Raw genomic sequence first — 16,404 nt, 5'->3', positions numbered from 1 at the left:
AGAAGTGAAAGTCCAAGAAGTAGCGAAACCTAAGGAAGAAGTGAAAGTCCAAGAAGTAGCGAAACCTAAGGAAGAAGTGAAAGTCCAAGAAGTAGCGAAACCTAAGGAAGAAGTGAAAGTCCAAGAAGTAGTAAAACCTAAGGAAGAAGCAAAAGTGCAAGAGATAGCCAAAGCTAAAGAAGAAGCGAAAGCGCAAGAGATAGCCAAAGCTAAGGAAGAGGCGAAAGCACAAGAAATAGCAAAGGCTAAGGAAGAAGCAAAAGCGCAAGAGATAGCCAAAGCTAAGGAAGAGGCGAAAGCACAAGAAATAGCAAAGGCTAAGGAAGAAGCAAAAGCGCAAGAAATAGCCAAAGCTAAGGAAGAAGCAAAGGCACAAGAAATAGCAAAGGCTAAGGAAGAAGCAAAAGCGCAAGAAATAGCCAAAGCTAAGGAAGAGGCGAAAGCACAAGAAATAGCAAAGGCTAAGGAAGAAGCAAAAGCGCAAGAAATAGCCAAAGCTAAGGAAGAGGCGAAAGCACGAGAAATAGCAAAGGCTAAGGAAGAAGCAAAAGCACGAGAAATAGCAAAGGCTAAGGAAGAAGCAAAAGCACGAGAAATAGCCAAAGCCAAGGAAGAGGCAAAAGCACGAGAAGCACTAAAGGAAAAAGAAGAGTCTAAAAATAATGCGCAGTCTGCTAAACGTGAATTAACGGTGGTGGCGACAGCATATACTGCTGATCCGAGTGAGAATGGTACATATGGTGGACGCGTTTTAACTGCGATGGGGCATGATTTAACGGCTAATCCGAATATGAGAATTATCGCAGTAGATCCGAAAGTAATCCCATTAGGATCTAAAGTATGGGTAGAAGGTTATGGAGAAGCAATCGCTGGAGATACCGGAAGTGCAATTAAAGGTAATCGCATTGATGTATTAATGGGTTCAAAAAGTAAAGCGATGAATTGGGGAAGACAAACTGTTAAAGTGAAGATTTTATAATAAATCTAGAATATAACATAATCAAAATAAGACTGACATATTCTGTCGGTCTTATTTTCGTACCATCACATCATTAAGAATTGCATCAAATATATCTTTTTGCGTTAAGTTATCTGTAAAAATAGTTTCTCTAGTAACTTTAATTGTATCGTGCGGATTATACCATTTTTGTAGGGAATCCTCACCAAATTCATGCCGCTTTTCCCTTGTGTTATGTCGTCGAATCGTTTCTTTTAACGATAAATCAAGGTAATATGTATACGCGTTTCCTTCAAAAAAATGTATTAATTCTTTCAGCATATCACCGTATCTACGACTGTTTAAAATACCTTCTAAAATAACAAACTCACATTTCCCTTTTCCGTACTTTGTAATTTCAAATAGTAAATCGTGTGATAAATTACCGATCGTGTCGTGTACTCTAAGCATATCTCTACGTACAACATCCTGTGATACTAAAAGTGTGCCTTGTCCGAAATGTTCTTGTAGTTGCTTTGCGATTGTTGTTTTACCACTTGCGGAGTTTCCTCTAAGGATGATTAATGTTGATTTTATAGGATTAGACATAATGTATTCCCCCAACGTGAATGATTATATAGAAAATTTTAACAAATAAAACGTAGAAAGTGTATAATTAATATGATGTAAATAAAAAGGTGGGGGCGAAATGGAAGCGAACATGGTTTCGCTATCTTGGGGTATTTATAATTGTACAATTGTTGTTTATTATTTGTGAAGTAACTGCATGGGCACCAAACTTTAGACCTGGCGGAGAATTTTTTAATAGAGTATTAAATTCTCAATTTTTCACAGAATGGTTCACGCCATATAAAATTCCTCATTTTAATGTGTTTACAGCATTTTTTGCGATTACTTTGTTACCATACGCACTAATAGGTGCAATGAAAGATTTCACTACAAGAAAAAATATAAAGAATTAAAAAGAGGTACTATATGCTATTTCAAAAAGATAATGTATCGGTTAGGTATGTAGTAGAAGAGGATGCACCAATCATTTCAAAATGGTTAACAGACCCAGAAGTACTGCAGTATTACGAAGGACGAGATGATCCGCAATCAGTAGAAATGGTACTGAATCATTTTATACATAATCCAAATAGTCCTGAAAAAAGGTGCTTAATAGAGTTTGATGATGTGCCAATTGGTTATATTCAAATGTATCCAGTTGATTCGGAGTGGAAAACATTATATGGCTATGAAGAATCGCAAAATGTATGGGGGATGGATCAATTTATTGGAGAACCGACTTATTGGGGAAAAGGAATTGGAACAAAATTTGTTAAGGCCGCAATTACATACATTTTGAGTGAAATGGGAGCAGAAGCAATCGCAATGGACCCGAAAGTAAATAATGAACGTGCAATAAAGTGTTATGAAAAATGCGGATTTAAAAAGGTGAAGATTTTAAAGGAACATGAACTACATGAAGGGGTATTAGAAGATTGTTGGATGATGGAATATAAATAAAAGGGAGCTGCGCGATATGAAAAAAGCATTATTAGTAATTGATGTGCAAGCAGGTATGTATACAGCAGGAATGCCAGTACATAATGGGGAAAAGTTTTTAGAGACATTACAAGAGCTTATTGGGGAATGCCGTTCAAATGATATTCCGGTAATTTATGTGCAACATAACGGACCGAAAGACCATCCGTTAGAAAAAGGTACAGACGGGTGGAAGATCCATGCAGCAATTACCCCACTAGAAGGAGACAGTATCGTTGAAAAAACGACGCCAGATTCATTCTATAAGACAAACTTAAACGAAGTGTTACAAGACAAGGGAATCAATCATGTTATCATTTCAGGAATGCAAACGCAGTACTGTGTGGATACGACAACGCGCAGAGCGTGTAGTGAAGGATATAAAATAACGTTAGTGAGTGATGCACATAGTACATTTGATACAGAAGTATTACGTGCTGAAGACATTGTGAAGCATCATAACGTAGTGTTTGGAGCATTTGCTGATGTTGTTACGTTAAAAGATTTGAAAGGAACTGCCTCTAAATAAGAGGCAGTTTTTTTATTAGAAGAAATGGCGTCAAATAATGTCGATAAGTCGATATCTTTTGTCGAAACGTCAATATATTGAAATAATCGTTCATATATTTCAAATTACGATAAATATATTTGAAAGATCGTCAATATAATTTCACGTACCATAATAAAAACACAAAAAAGGAGCACCACGAAATTAAAAAGGGCGCTCCTGCATCAAAATATTACTTCTTTTTATCTTTATCCAATATATTCTGCTCTTCCGCAAACTCCGTACCATATGCAAAACGTCGATTAATATGAATATTATCGTTGTGGTGCCTTGTGCGGGAGCTAGAGAAGCGATGAACGATTACTTCTGATAATGTAAAGACAATCGCGGAAAGGATGCTTCCCCATGCAATTTGCATATAGTTGTCCAATAAAATATTACCGAAAATCCATACGCTTAAATATGTTAGTAAAAAATCCGACATAATGGCACCAGTATTGCCAATTCGATTTAAAATAATTTTATCAACGAACATATAAGATACGATTGTAACGAAGAGACTGAACGAAATAATTTGGGCGAACGTTGCTGGGAAAAATAAAGCGAGTCCGATACTAAATGCGATAATGCACGATATAAACTTGATAAGCACTACTGTGAAATCATTCAAAATTTACACCTCCGTTTTATCCATAGTTTTGCAATAAATATAGGAGTTCATACATTGTAACGGATATATTTACATAAAACTTTTTCATGTTCATGTTTTGTCTAAATATTAAAAAAACAAAGAAAAAATGTTATAGTAAAATGAGAGTATATGACATTTTTAGGTAAGGGGGAATCCTCGGTGTGGATTACTTCAGAAGTAGAAATTCCAGACGAGTTAATTGATCATCTTGAAAAAGGAAAGTTAGTACTATTTGTTGGAGCGGGAGTTTCTATGAAAGGGAAATCAAACTTACCGAATTTTGATGATTTAGTTGATGAAATTGCAAAGACGTTATATGTCGAAAAACGTGAAATAACAGAACCGCATGATTATTATCTTGGTAAAATTGCGAAAACAAAAGATGTACATCAAGTTGCAAGAGATTTAGTGCATATTGAAAAGTCAAAGCCGAATCCGCTTCATTATGCGATTCCGAGGTTGTTTCCTTTAGATACAGAAGTCCGTATTGTAACAACAAATTTTGATCGACATTTTACAACTGCAATGAAAGAAATGAATAGAGAATTAAACGTATATTACGCCCCTGCGTTACCTACAGGTAGAGCGTTTAAAGGACTCGCTTACATACATGGCAATATAGAACAAGAAAAAGAAGCATTAATTTTAACAGATGGTGATTTTGGAAGGGCTTACTTGACAGAAGGATGGGCAAGAAGATTTTTAGTTGATTTATTCTCGAATTATACCGTTTTATTCGTTGGATATAGCCATAATGACCCAGTAATGAAATATTTAGCAACTGGTTTACCACCAAGTACAAGACGTTATGCATTTGTCGCACAAGGGGAAAATACGTACCACTGGGAGCATTTAGGAATACGGCCGATTGTATATCCGAATAAAGGTAATAATCATCAATCTCTCGTTAAAGCAGTAAAACGATGGGCGGAGTTAATGGGGGATAATTATATTACAAAACGAATGCGAATTCGTGACATAGTAACAGTTCCGCCGTCAGTAGAGCAGGAACAATTATCATACATAAAACAATCCATAAAAAAAATTGAAACAGTCCGCTACTTTGTTGAATTTGCTCACGATTATGAATGGGTGGAATGGCTTGAAGCGGAAGGGAAATTACAAAATTTATTTTTAATTACATCAAACTATAACGAGGTAGATGAATTACTGGCAAAATGGTTAGTGGAACAATTTCTTTTTAGTCATCAAAAAGAATTATTTCAATTAATTTTTAAAAATCATTCTAAACTATCTCCACTATTATGGAGAACAATTTGTAGCTACTTAAACGAAACGAAAATGAAAATGGATCCTTTGTTATTTGCAAGGTGGACACTGCTTTTATTAGAAACAGCTGAAAAAGATAGTAAATCAATTGAAACAATTTCTTACTTACTGCAAAAATGTTCTTTTCCTGAGCATAAAGAAATTGCTTTATTGTTACTAACGTTTATTTTGGACGGCAAACTTAAGTTGAAGCGTGAAAGAAAGTGGGGAAATGATACCGGGGAATCAATAGAACTTGAGGAATCGAGTCGTTTACCCGTGTCTACATTTTCTTTTGTGGAGCAAATTTGGAATGAAAAGATGAAACCGCATATTTCCTATTATGCCGTTCCAATTATGATGATGGGAATAGAGAAGATGCGGATGTTATCACTAAGGCAAGCGGCACTGAAAAAAAGGGATAAGGAAAATGTTGAGAAAGAGTTTCAACAAAATGATCTAGCGTTTTTAATTCAAATTGTAAAAGAGTGTTTAGCCTATTTATGTGAAAACAATGAGAAAAAAGCAAATTATTATATTACAGAAATGATAGAAGCAAACAGCGTACTTCAAAATCGAATTGCAATTGATGCGATGAATAAAAATGTATTTGTTAGCGCCGATGAGAAAATGAAATGGTTGTTACAGGAAGGAATTCTTTTAGACGTCACGTATAAACACGAAGTTTTTCGACTTATAAAAAATCATTTCGCACTCTCTTTAGAAAAAACAAAGGAAGAAGTCATTCAAATGGTATTAAAGGACCTAGCGGAGGAAAGAGCATTTGATGTTTGTTTCGTGTTGGATTTATTATTCACTTGTGATTCGAATAGTCCATCTACGGCAAAAGCTTATGAGTTAATGAAGCAAAAACATCCTCATTTTCATTCTGAGCGATACAGTGTACAAAAGAAAGAGGCGGCAGAACAAAGTATTACTTGTAATGTGACAGCTGATGGATTATTGCAACTAAAAGACGATGAAATTATGAAGCAAGTTCAGCAATTTTCTCAAGATGGTGTTTTTGAACAACGTCATTTTTTAGAGATGTTATCGAAAGCATGTAAATTGAATACAGAATGGAGTATTTCATTTGCATATCAATTAGTTGGAATGCACGAAATAAGTAATGAAGTATGGTTTGTTTGTATTAGAGAGTGGCGAAATAACCGAGGACTGACAAATGAACAAATACAAAAAGTTATTCCTCTATTACAGAAATTTGTTAGAAATACAGCTTTTCATTGGTTAATTAGTAGCTTTCTATATGAAATTAGTAATCGATTAGAAGAGTTAGAGGAAAATAGTATACGCAATGTAAAGCGATTTGCTTTTTCGGTATTCCCTCAGGTCATGAAAAGTGACACGGATTTTAAGCTGGCAAAACAAGATTTTTACAATGAATCGATTCAGCATCCTGTTGGGAAAATGACAGCAGTATTATTAAAACTGTTATCATATGATCATTTATACGATCGTAATGTGTATGAATATTTATTTTTGTTTGAAGAACAAGTAAGAATTAGTACAGAACGGACAAATTTTATGATAGCTCGTTTAGTAGCAGACATTACATTTCTTTATCATATTGAGAAGCAATGGTGCCGAAAATATTTGTTACCGTACTTAGAGTTAAAGAAGGAAAATGAGATTACGAAATATGCATGGGCCGGCTTATGTTACACACAAATCAATTTACCTTTATTTACAGAAATGAAGCGATTTATTAAGTACGCGGTAGAACATTTGGAAGTATTACATCCGCATACGAGGGAAGCTTTCTTAAAATGGCTCAGTTTTGTATTTATTAAATGTGTACTGTATTGGGAGCAAAAAACAGATTGGTTATACCCTTTACTTATACGAGAAAATGAAGAAAATAAAATTAAATTTATGCAGTTCTTATGCTATTACGTCAAAACGTTAAGTGCAAAAGAACAACAAAAATTTTGGGCAGCTTGGCTCAGTATATTTTTGCGAGAGCGACCGAAAATGGGGGGAATCACAGCTAGAGAATATGTAATGCTTTTACGTATTATATTATTTATGGATGAAATAGTAGAAAGAGGCTTATTGATAATTTGTAAATCATTTTCGGACGTGGGTGGAAAAGGGAATCAAACGGAGTTAAAACAGTTATTTCATGAAATACTTGAGAAGACAGAGAGTATAAAGATGTATAAAGAGTTGTATGCAAACGTATTTTTCACTTTACTGCAAACGCTTCAGGAAGCTAATTTACTTGAAACTGAAATCATTCAAATAAAAGAATTATTAATTGGATATAGAGTAGAAAAATGTGTAATAAATGCAATAGATAATGAGATAATTCGCATCGGAATTGTTCTGGAGAATTTACAAGAAGAAATGTAGAGCAAAAATGTAATTTGAAAAAATATATAAAAAGTTGTTGACAGTGTTTTGAAAAGCGTTCTATAATACGAATCATACTTATTCAATTTCAAAAAACATTTGAATAAACAAAGTGCAATGAAGAGATCACAGTAGTGGTTAGTCTTACTGTAACAGAGAGCTGGTGGTTGGTGTGAACCAGTACAGGGATAATCATGAATTACAGTCTTGGAGCATCTTTTTCGTAGTAAAGATAGCATTGTCTTTATGAAGAAAAAGCGGTCAATTGATCGTTAACAGTGAAGAGAGGTAGACAGAAGTTTAGTCTACAACTAGGGTGGTACCGCGATAAATATCGTCCCTACTGATTTATTCAGTAGGGACTTTTTGTATTTTAGTGGCCCAACTTGAAAATTAAATATGCATGCGTTGAAAGGAAAAGCAGTAGTTGTTGTTTCCCTGTAACAGAGAGCTGGTGGTCGGTGTGAACCAGTACAAAAACAAGAGCGAATTACAGTCCTAGAGCATCTTTTTCGTAGTAAAGATAGTATTTATCTTTATGAAGGGAAAGACGGTCAGATGATCGTTAACAATGAAGAGAGGTAGACGAAAGAAGTCTACAACTAGGGTGGTACCGCGATAAATATCGTCCCTACTGATTGCATCAGTAGGGATTTTTTGTACAAAAAAAGTGGGTTTTTAACTAGTAGAGAGTGTCTTTGTACGAATTATTAGTTTAAAATAAGAAGAGGTATCGATTCCACTTTAAATTTGTATAATTGACCAGTTCAGAAAATAGAGAATTTTTCATTCTCTTACTATACTTTTAAAACATTAGAGGAGGATTTCCAAATGGCAAATCATGAATTAGATCAATTACGTAAACAGGTAGATGAAATTAACTTACAACTATTACACCTTTTAAACAAACGCGGTGAAATCGTTCAAAAAATTGGGGAACAAAAGCAAGTACAAGGTACAAAACGTTTTGATCCAGTACGTGAGCGTGAAGTGCTTGATATGATTGCAGAGAATAACGAAGGACCATTCGAAACATCAACAGTTCAACATATTTTCAAAACAATCTTCAAAGCTAGCTTAGAATTACAAGAAGATGATAACCGTAAAGCATTACTAGTATCACGTAAAAAGAAACAAGAAAACACAATCGTTGATGTAAAAGGTGAATTGATTGGTAACGGCACACAAACGTTCATCATGGGACCTTGTGCGGTAGAAAGCTTAGAGCAAGTTCGCCAAGTAGGGCAAGCGATGAAAGACCAAGGCTTAAAATTAATGCGCGGTGGTGCTTTCAAACCGAGAACATCGCCATACGATTTCCAAGGTTTGGGAGTAGAAGGGCTACAAATTTTACGCCAAGTAGCAGATGAATTCGACTTAGCAATTATTAGTGAAATTTTAAATCCAAACGATGTTGAAATGGCATTAGACTACGTTGATGTAATTCAAGTTGGTGCACGTAACATGCAAAACTTCGATTTACTACGAGCTGTAGGTAAAGTTAACAAGCCAGTATTATTAAAACGTGGATTAGCAGCAACAATTGATGAGTTCATTAACGCAGCTGAATACATCATTGCACAGGGTAACGACCAAATTATTCTATGTGAGCGTGGTATCCGCACATACGAAAGAGCAACACGTAACACATTAGACATTTCTGCTGTACCGATTTTAAAGAAAGAAACACATTTACCAGTTATCGTTGACGTAACGCATTCAACTGGACGTAGAGATTTATTATTACCAACGGCGAAAGCAGCACTTGCAATTGGTGCAGATGCAGTAATGGCTGAAGTACATCCAGACCCAGCAGTGGCATTATCAGATTCTGCACAACAAATGGATATTCCGGAATTCCATAGATTCATGGATGAGTTAAAAGGATTCAAAAATAAATTATCTTAATTCCATATCATATATGCGCTGAAGAGGAAACAGTAGTGCCTATCTCACTGTTAAAGAGAGCTGATGGTCGGTGTGAATCAGTACAAAGGTAAGCATGAATTACAGCCTTGGAGCATCTTTTTCGTCAAGTTTTGATGAGAAAGACGGTCTAATGATCGTTAAAGAAGAAGAGAGGTAGACGAAAGAAGTCTACAACTAGGGTGGTACCGCGATGAACATCGTCCCTACTGAGCGCTCAGTAGGGACTTTTTTGTACAAAAAAATAGTAAAGGGGCAAGAGAAATGAGATACATTACAGCTGGAGAATCACATGGACCGCAGTTAACAGTTATTTTAGAAGGTGTACCAGCAGGTTTAACGCTGGCGGCGGAACATATTAATAAAGAATTATTAAGAAGACAAAAAGGGCACGGACGCGGAAGACGTATGCAAATTGAAACAGATACAGTTGAAATTGTAAGTGGTGTTCGTCATGGGATGACACTTGGCTCACCCATTACGTTAATCGTAAAAAATGATGATTTCAAACATTGGAAGAAAGTAATGGGTGCAGAGCCAATTTCGGAAAAAGAAAGTAAAGAAATGAAACGTACAATTACGAAACCACGTCCAGGACATGCGGATTTAAATGGAGCAATTAAATACGGTCACCGTGATATAAGAAACGTACTAGAGCGCTCATCTGCAAGAGAAACAACAGTTCGTGTAGCTGCTGGTGCGGTTGCGAAACAAATTTTAAAAGAATTAGGCGTAGAAATTGCAGGGCATGTACTTGAAATTGGTGGAGTAAAAGCAAAACATATTTCTAACTTGTCAATTGAAGAAATTCAAACAATTACTGAAAACTCACCAGTTCGATGTTTAGATAAAGAAGTAGAACAAAAGATGATGGATGCGATTGATCATGCAAAAAGTAGCGGAGATTCGATCGGTGGTATTGTTGAAGTCATTGCAGAAGGAATGCCGATTGGCGTCGGTAGTTACGTTCATTACGATCGTAAATTAGATGCAAAACTTGCTGGTGCGATTATGAGTATTAATGCATTTAAAGGTGCTGAAATTGGCGTTGGTTTTGAAGCGGCAAGACAGCCAGGTAGTAAAGTGCATGATGAAATTTTATGGGATGAGGAACAAGGATACACGAGAAAAACGAATAATGCCGGCGGTTTAGAAGGCGGTATGACAACGGGAATGCCAATTGTCGTAAGAGGTGTAATGAAACCAATACCAACATTATACAAACCATTAGCAAGTGTTGATATTGATACGAAAGAAGCTTTCCAAGCAAGTATTGAAAGATCTGATAGCTGTGCAGTACCAGCAGCAGGTGTAGTAGCTGAATCTGTTGTTGCATGGGAACTTGCACATGCACTAGTCGAACAATTCGGAAAAGATCGTATGGAGTTAATTCAACAAAACATTACGCAACATAATAAATACGCAAAAGAATTTTAATAAAAAGGTGGTTTTAACATGCAAGTAAAAGATCAACTATTATCATTACAACCATATAAACCAGGTAAATCACCTGAACAAATGAAAGAAGTGTACGGAGATCATTCGTTTGTTAAATTAGCATCGAATGAAAATCCATTCGGCTGTTCGCCACGAGTTTTAGATGAGTTGCAAAAATCGTGGTTGGACCATGCTTTATACCCTGACGGAGGTGCTACAACGCTCCGTCAAACAATTGCAAATAAGTTACATGTGAAAATGGAACAAGTACTTTGTGGTAGTGGTTTAGATGAAGTCATTCAAATGATAAGCAGAGCAGTACTTAAAGCAGGAGATAACATCGTAACGGCTGGGGCAACATTCCCGCAGTATCGTCATCATGCAATTATAGAAGGTTGCGAAGTGAAGGGAGTTGCGTTAAATAACGGTGTATACGACTTAGACGAAATTTCTTCAGTAGTAGATAACAATACAAAAATTGTATGGATTTGTAACCCGAACAATCCAACAGGCACATATGTGAATGACCGAAAATTGACTCAATTCATTGAAGGTATTAGTGAAAATACGTTAATTGTCATTGATGAAGCGTACTATGAATACGTAACAGCAAAAGATTTCCCAGAGACATTACCGCTTTTAGAAAAACATAAAAATATTCTTGTGCTTAGAACATTTTCTAAAGCGTACGGATTAGCTTCTTTCCGCGTTGGATATGCGGTTGGACATGAAGAATTAATCGAAAAATTAAATGTTGTTCGTTTGCCATTTAACGTATCTTCATTAGCGCAAAAAGCAGCGACGATTGCTTTTGGTGATGACGAGTTTATTGAAGAAATAGTTCGTGTGAATACAGAAGGTTTACGACAATACGAAAGTTTCTGTAAGGAAAATGAAATTCCATTTTATCAGTCACAAACAAATTTCATCTTCTTGCCAGTAGAAAATGGTGGAGAGATTTATGAAGCTTGCGCACACGCAGGGTTTATTATTCGTCCGTTCCCGAATGGTGTCCGCATCACAGTCGGAACAAGGGAGCAAAATGAAGGAGTGATTTCAGTGTTACAACAACACTTTGAAAATAAAAAAAGAAAGTCTCGAGATGAGGCAAATGCGTAAAAAGGTAGTTTTAATTGGAACGGGTTTAATCGGAGGTTCTCTCGCATTAGCAATTAAGAAGGACCACGATGTAACGATAACAGGTTATGATATATTTCAAGAACAAGTAGAGCGCGCAAAAGAATTACACGTAGTAGATGAAATAGCAGTTGATTTACAGCATGCATGTGAAGAGGCACATTTAATTGTTTTTGCTTCTCCAGTTGAAGAAACGAAAAAGCTATTACACAAACTTGCGTCATTCCATTTACGAGAAGATGTTATAGTGACTGATGTTGGTAGTACAAAAGGGTCTATTATGAACGAAGCGGAAGCTTTATTTTCAAAGGAAATTTCTTTCATTGGTGGACATCCAATGGCAGGTTCTCATAAAACGGGAGTTGAAAGTGCAAAAGCGCATTTATTTGAAAATGCATTTTACATTTTAACACCGATGCATCATGTGCCAAATGAACATGTGGAAGAGTTAAAAGATTGGTTAAAAGGAACAGGGTCACATTTCCTTGTTTTAAATACAGAAGAACATGATTATGTAACAGGGATCGTTAGTCATTTCCCGCACCTTATCGCAGCAGGTTTAGTGAAGCAAGTAGAGAAACATGCAGGAGATAATCCGCTCATTCATCAGTTAGCTGCTGGAGGTTTTAAAGATATTACACGCATTGCATCTAGTAGTCCGAAAATGTGGAGTGATATTGTTAAGCAAAATCGTGAGCATTTAATGGTATTATTAAAAGAGTGGATCTCTGAAATGGAAGATTTATATGATACAGTTTCTACCGGAGATGCATGCGAGATTCAAAACTATTTTGCAGACGCGAAAGAATACCGAGACTCTTTACCAGTACGAAAGAGAGGAGCAATTCCTGCCTATCACGACTTATACGTCGATGTTTTAGATAAAGTAGGGGCATTGGCTCACATTACGAGTATTTTAGCGCGTGAGGAAATTAGTATTACGAACTTGCAAATATTAGAAGCGCGTGAAGGATTGCTTGGGGTATTACGTATTAGCTTCCAGCGAGAAGAAGATCGTATGAAAGCAAAGCTAGCGCTTGGAGAAGAAAAATATCAAACTTATGAAACAATTTAAATGAGAAGGTGAAAACGTGAAGGAAAGAACAATACAACCTGTTAATAACGGATTAAATGGCAACATTACAATTCCAGGAGATAAATCGATTTCTCACCGCGCTGTCATGTTCGGTGCGATTGCAGAAGGAAAAACAAAAATTAAAGGTTTCCTGCCTGGTGCAGACTGTTTAAGTACGATTTCTTGTTTTAAAGAAATGGGAGTAGACATTGTGCAAAACGGTGATGAAGTCACTGTAGTTGGTAAAGGATTAGAAGGTTTACAAGAACCGAAAGCTGTATTAGATGTTGGTAATTCTGGTACAACTATACGTTTAATGTCAGGGATTTTGGCAAATACACCATTTTTCTCTTGCGTACAAGGTGATGCATCTATTGCAAAAAGACCGATGAAACGTGTAACAAATCCATTAAAACAAATGGGTGCAAACATTGATGGTCGCGAAGAAGGAACCTTTACACCGCTAACAATACGTGGTGGAGATTTAAAAGCAATTGAATACACTTCGCCTGTAGCAAGCGCGCAAGTAAAATCAGCTATTTTACTTGCAGGACTTCGTGCAGAAGGTGTAACAGCTGTTACAGAACCACATATTTCTCGCGATCATACGGAAAGAATGCTTGAAGCATTTGGCGTTAAAGTAACTCGCGAAGGGAAAACAGTGAAACTAGCAGGTGGACAAAAGTTAACAGCGACAGACGTTCAAGTGCCCGGTGACGTATCATCAGCTGCATTTTTCTTAGTAGCGGGCGCGATTATTCCAAATAGTAAACTAGTATTAGAAAATGTAGGGATGAATCCAACTCGTACAGGTATTATTGATGTTTTAGAGAAGATGGGTGCAACGTTTACTGTAGAGCCAATTAACGAAGGAGCATCAGAACCAGCTGCAAACATTACAATTGAAACCTCTTCATTAAAAGGAATCGAAATCGGCGGAGATATTATCCCAAGATTAATCGATGAAATTCCTGTAATTGCATTAGCGGCAACGCAAGCAGAAGGAATTACAGTTATTAAAGATGCACACGAATTAAAAGTAAAAGAGACAAACCGTATTGATACAGTCGTTGCAGAGTTAACGAAACTAGGAGCTCGTATAGAAGCAACCGATGACGGAATGATCATTTACGGAAAATCAGCTCTAAAAGGTAATACAGTCAATAGTTACGGTGATCACCGCATAGGAATGATGCTTGCGATTGCTGGATGTATCGCAGAAGGAAAAACAATAATTGAAGACGCAGAAGCAGTAGGCGTATCATATCCTACGTTCTTCGAAGAACTTCAAAAGTTAGCTAAATAAAGTAATAAGAAGCAGATACAAGATGTATCTGCTTTTTTATATTGAATTCGTGTCGTTAAGTCCATATAATTTCATTCGCCGCACTTTAATATTTCGAATTATGGTACAATTCGAATAAGGAATGGAGGAGAGATATATGAACGTTATACGATTAAAGGAAGATAAATTTAGAGAAGCATTACGTTTATCAGAATACGCTTTTCAATATAAAGTTGATGAAGATCGATTGCAGCAACAACTTACAAAAATGAAAGAAAGTCATGAAGTATACGGTATTATGGAAGGGGAGAACTTCGCGGCAAAACTACACCTTATTCCATTTCATATATACATAGGTAAAGAAAAGTTTAAAATGGGTGGCGTTGCAGGGGTAGCGACGTATCCAGAGTATCGAAGAAGCGGTTATGTGAAAGAATTGCTTCAACACTCACTTCAAACGATGAAAAAAGACGGATATACAGTATCGATGCTACATCCATTTGCCGTTTCATTTTACCGTAAATACGGCTGGGAACTTTGTGCGAATCTTCTCGTATGTCATATGATAAAGAGTGATTTAGTTATGAAAAAACAAGTGAATGGTACGGTGAAACGTTTCAATAAAGAAAATCACCCGGAAGAGGTCGAGAAGCTTTATGAAACATTTGCAGAACGTTTTTCTGGTATGCTAGTTCGCAATGAAAAATGGTGGTTACAAGCAGTTTATGATGATTTAACATTAGCAATTTATTACGATAAAAATCAAACTGCAGCTGGCTATATGTTATATAAAATAGAAAACTATAAAATGACAGTAGATGAATTTGTTCCACTGCATAATGAAGCACGAAATGGTCTATGGAACTTTATTTGCCAGCATGATTCTATGATTAAAGATCTTGAAATGACAGTAAGTGAAAATGAACCGTTGTTATATACATTGCAAGAGCCACGTGTGAAGACAGAAATAAAACCATATTTTATGGGGAGAATTGTAGATGTAGAGCAATTCTTAAAACAATATGGGTTGAACTGGAACAATGTACAGCAAGAAGTGATCTTACATATTACAGATTCATTTGCTCAGTGGAATAACATAACAGTGAGACTAGCAAATCATGAAATAACAATTATAGAAGAACCAATGGATAAAGGAATCAAACTAGATATAAATGCACTATCTACAATATTGTTTGGATACAGACGCCCATTAGAACTAAATGAACTTGAATTAATTAGCGGAAGCGAAGAGGAAATACGAGTGTTTGAGAATGTAGTACCAGTGCGTAAGCCGTTTATTTATGATTTCTTTTAATCTGCATATTTGAAATCGGGCTATTCTAAAATTTCATTTGGAATAGCTTCTTCAGATGTTGTCAGTTTTTGTCGGTAAGTCGATATATTTTGAAAATCGCTGATATAATTAGAGATGCGCCGATATATCCTGAAAATCGCTGATATAATCAGAATTACGCTGATATATTTTAATAATCGCTGATATAAATTTTTTCACAAAACAAGGGATTAAAATCGCAATGATACTTGTCACACACTTGACTTTTAACCGATGTAATTTATAATTAAAAACGGAATGAATTTTCATTCCTGAAATTGAGGTGAAAAAATGGCTAAAAATAAACAAGAAGATATTTTTGATGCGGCAATACAACTTTTTGCAGAACGAGGTTATGATGGTACAACAATTCCGATGATTGCTGAAAAAGCAAAAGTAGGTGCTGGTACCATTTATCGTTATTTTGAAAATAAAGAAGCACTTGTTAATTCTTTATTTACGAAAAGTGTTTTACAGCTATCAGAGTTAATAAAAACCGACTTTCCAGTCAACGCAAATATTCGTGAACAGTTTAGCCATACATACAACCGTTTATTTGAATTTGCAAGACAAAATGCAGATGCTTTTCTTTTTACGAATTCTCACTGTGATAGTTATTTTCTCGATGAACATAGTAATGAAATATTCGAGGATTTTATGGGTTTCTTTATGGACTTGATTGAGGATGGAATCGAAAAAGGTTTTCTCCGTCCATTACCACCAATTGCGTTAATTATCATTGTATATCAACCGATTGAAAAATTAATTAAAGTAATGGAAACAGGCCAATTAGAATATACAGAAGAATTGGTAAAAGAACTGGAAGAAAGCTGTTGGAATGCTATTAGAATCATTTGATTCTATAGCGTTATAAGGACAGGAATG

14 protein-coding genes and 3 other annotated features are annotated in these 16,404 nt (G+C 35.9%); of the genes, 12 read left to right on the top strand and 2 right to left on the bottom strand.

What is annotated here, in order from left to right; translation table 11 throughout:
* Positions 1 to 979: 3D domain-containing protein (locus ACVWY7_RS21915; RefSeq protein WP_456523973.1), on the top strand; the 979-nt coding region annotated here is incomplete at its 5' end.
* Between the two features lie 51 nt (positions 980 to 1,030).
* Here ACVWY7_RS21915 and ACVWY7_RS21910 read toward each other — a convergent pair.
* Positions 1,031 to 1,546, bottom strand: a complete 516-nt coding sequence (locus ACVWY7_RS21910; RefSeq protein ID WP_000070093.1) for a kinase — start codon at positions 1,544 to 1,546, stop codon at positions 1,031 to 1,033.
* A gap of 89 nt (positions 1,547 to 1,635) precedes the next feature.
* On the opposite strand from ACVWY7_RS21910, the gene ACVWY7_RS21905 reads away from it, so the two are divergent.
* Genes ACVWY7_RS21905 through ACVWY7_RS21895 form a run of 3 tightly spaced genes read left to right on the top strand, consistent with a single transcriptional unit; the run spans position 1,636 to position 3,014 of the window.
* Positions 1,636 to 1,920 carry a YfzA family protein gene (locus ACVWY7_RS21905; protein WP_326969523.1) on the top strand — a complete coding sequence of 95 codons (285 nt, stop codon included), beginning with the start codon at positions 1,636 to 1,638 and terminating at the stop codon, positions 1,918 to 1,920.
* A gap of 13 nt (positions 1,921 to 1,933) precedes the next feature.
* Positions 1,934 to 2,467 (top strand): GNAT family N-acetyltransferase, encoded by a 534-nt coding sequence (locus tag ACVWY7_RS21900; protein ID WP_002080246.1) that lies wholly within the window; start codon positions 1,934 to 1,936, stop codon positions 2,465 to 2,467.
* 16 nt (positions 2,468 to 2,483) lie between these two features.
* Entirely contained in the window at positions 2,484 to 3,014 is a 531-nt protein-coding gene (locus ACVWY7_RS21895) for a cysteine hydrolase family protein (protein ID WP_000709767.1), read from the top strand.
* 211 nt (positions 3,015 to 3,225) lie between these two features.
* Here ACVWY7_RS21895 and ACVWY7_RS21890 read toward each other — a convergent pair whose 3' ends face one another.
* Complete coding sequence (locus tag ACVWY7_RS21890) at positions 3,226 to 3,663, bottom strand: YndM family protein (RefSeq protein WP_000997698.1); 438 nt, start codon at positions 3,661 to 3,663, stop codon at positions 3,226 to 3,228.
* 150 nt (positions 3,664 to 3,813) lie between these two features.
* On the opposite strand from ACVWY7_RS21890, the gene ACVWY7_RS21885 reads away from it, so the two are divergent.
* From ACVWY7_RS21885 to ACVWY7_RS21850, 8 genes are all read left to right on the top strand, one after another.
* Complete coding sequence (locus ACVWY7_RS21885; RefSeq protein ID WP_326969524.1) at positions 3,814 to 7,326, top strand: DUF4020 domain-containing protein; 3,513 nt, start codon at positions 3,814 to 3,816, stop codon at positions 7,324 to 7,326.
* A gap of 108 nt (positions 7,327 to 7,434) precedes the next feature.
* Positions 7,435 to 7,671 (top strand) — a binding site (T-box leader).
* Between the two features lie 54 nt (positions 7,672 to 7,725).
* Positions 7,726 to 7,962 (top strand) — a binding site (T-box leader).
* Between the two features lie 195 nt (positions 7,963 to 8,157).
* The gene (locus tag ACVWY7_RS21880; protein ID WP_001273580.1) at positions 8,158 to 9,234 is read left to right on the top strand and encodes a bifunctional 3-deoxy-7-phosphoheptulonate synthase/chorismate mutase; all 1,077 of its coding nucleotides are present in this window, start codon (positions 8,158 to 8,160) and stop codon (positions 9,232 to 9,234) included.
* 9 nt (positions 9,235 to 9,243) lie between these two features.
* Positions 9,244 to 9,463, top strand: a binding site (T-box leader).
* A 53-nt stretch (positions 9,464 to 9,516) separates the two neighbouring features.
* On the top strand, positions 9,517 to 10,689 hold the full coding sequence (gene aroC, locus ACVWY7_RS21875; RefSeq protein WP_001269396.1) for a chorismate synthase: 1,173 nt from the start codon (positions 9,517 to 9,519) through the stop codon (positions 10,687 to 10,689).
* Between the two features lie 18 nt (positions 10,690 to 10,707).
* Positions 10,708 to 11,808: a histidinol-phosphate transaminase gene (hisC, locus tag ACVWY7_RS21870; protein WP_326969525.1), complete on the top strand. Its 1,101-nt coding sequence runs from the start codon at positions 10,708 to 10,710 to the stop codon at positions 11,806 to 11,808.
* Positions 11,801 to 12,901, top strand: a complete 1,101-nt coding sequence (tyrA, locus tag ACVWY7_RS21865; RefSeq protein ID WP_002080245.1) for a prephenate dehydrogenase — start codon at positions 11,801 to 11,803, stop codon at positions 12,899 to 12,901. Before hisC ends, tyrA begins: the two co-directional genes overlap by 8 nt.
* Positions 12,902 to 12,917: 16 nt before the next feature.
* A complete protein-coding gene (aroA, locus tag ACVWY7_RS21860; RefSeq protein ID WP_326969526.1) occupies positions 12,918 to 14,207 on the top strand; it encodes a 3-phosphoshikimate 1-carboxyvinyltransferase in 1,290 nt (429 codons plus the stop codon).
* 136 nt (positions 14,208 to 14,343) lie between these two features.
* The gene (locus ACVWY7_RS21855) at positions 14,344 to 15,501 is read left to right on the top strand and encodes a GNAT family N-acetyltransferase (RefSeq protein ID WP_326969527.1); all 1,158 of its coding nucleotides are present in this window, start codon (positions 14,344 to 14,346) and stop codon (positions 15,499 to 15,501) included.
* A 309-nt stretch (positions 15,502 to 15,810) separates the two neighbouring features.
* Entirely contained in the window at positions 15,811 to 16,377 is a 567-nt protein-coding gene (locus ACVWY7_RS21850) for a TetR family transcriptional regulator (protein ID WP_001107293.1), read from the top strand.
* The last annotated feature ends 27 nt before the right edge of the window (positions 16,378 to 16,404 follow it).

The sequence above is a fragment of the Bacillus sp. TE9106W genome, from assembly GCF_054062215.1.
This window is presented reverse-complemented; position numbering and strand designations above follow the sequence as displayed.

Coding starts and splice junctions, on each gene's coding strand:
- ACVWY7_RS21910 (WP_000070093.1), bottom strand. CDS start 1,546: ATGTCTAATCCTATAAAATCAACATTAATCATCCTTAGAGGAAACTCC.
- ACVWY7_RS21900 (WP_002080246.1), top strand. CDS start 1,934: ATGCTATTTCAAAAAGATAATGTATCGGTTAGGTATGTAGTAGAAGAG.
- ACVWY7_RS21895 (WP_000709767.1), top strand. CDS start 2,484: ATGAAAAAAGCATTATTAGTAATTGATGTGCAAGCAGGTATGTATACA.
- ACVWY7_RS21885 (WP_326969524.1), top strand. CDS start 3,814: ATGACATTTTTAGGTAAGGGGGAATCCTCGGTGTGGATTACTTCAGAA.
- ACVWY7_RS21880 (WP_001273580.1), top strand. CDS start 8,158: ATGGCAAATCATGAATTAGATCAATTACGTAAACAGGTAGATGAAATT.
- aroC (WP_001269396.1), top strand. CDS start 9,517: ATGAGATACATTACAGCTGGAGAATCACATGGACCGCAGTTAACAGTT.
- hisC (WP_326969525.1), top strand. CDS start 10,708: ATGCAAGTAAAAGATCAACTATTATCATTACAACCATATAAACCAGGT.
- tyrA (WP_002080245.1), top strand. CDS start 11,801: ATGCGTAAAAAGGTAGTTTTAATTGGAACGGGTTTAATCGGAGGTTCT.
- ACVWY7_RS21855 (WP_326969527.1), top strand. CDS start 14,344: ATGAACGTTATACGATTAAAGGAAGATAAATTTAGAGAAGCATTACGT.
- ACVWY7_RS21850 (WP_001107293.1), top strand. CDS start 15,811: ATGGCTAAAAATAAACAAGAAGATATTTTTGATGCGGCAATACAACTT.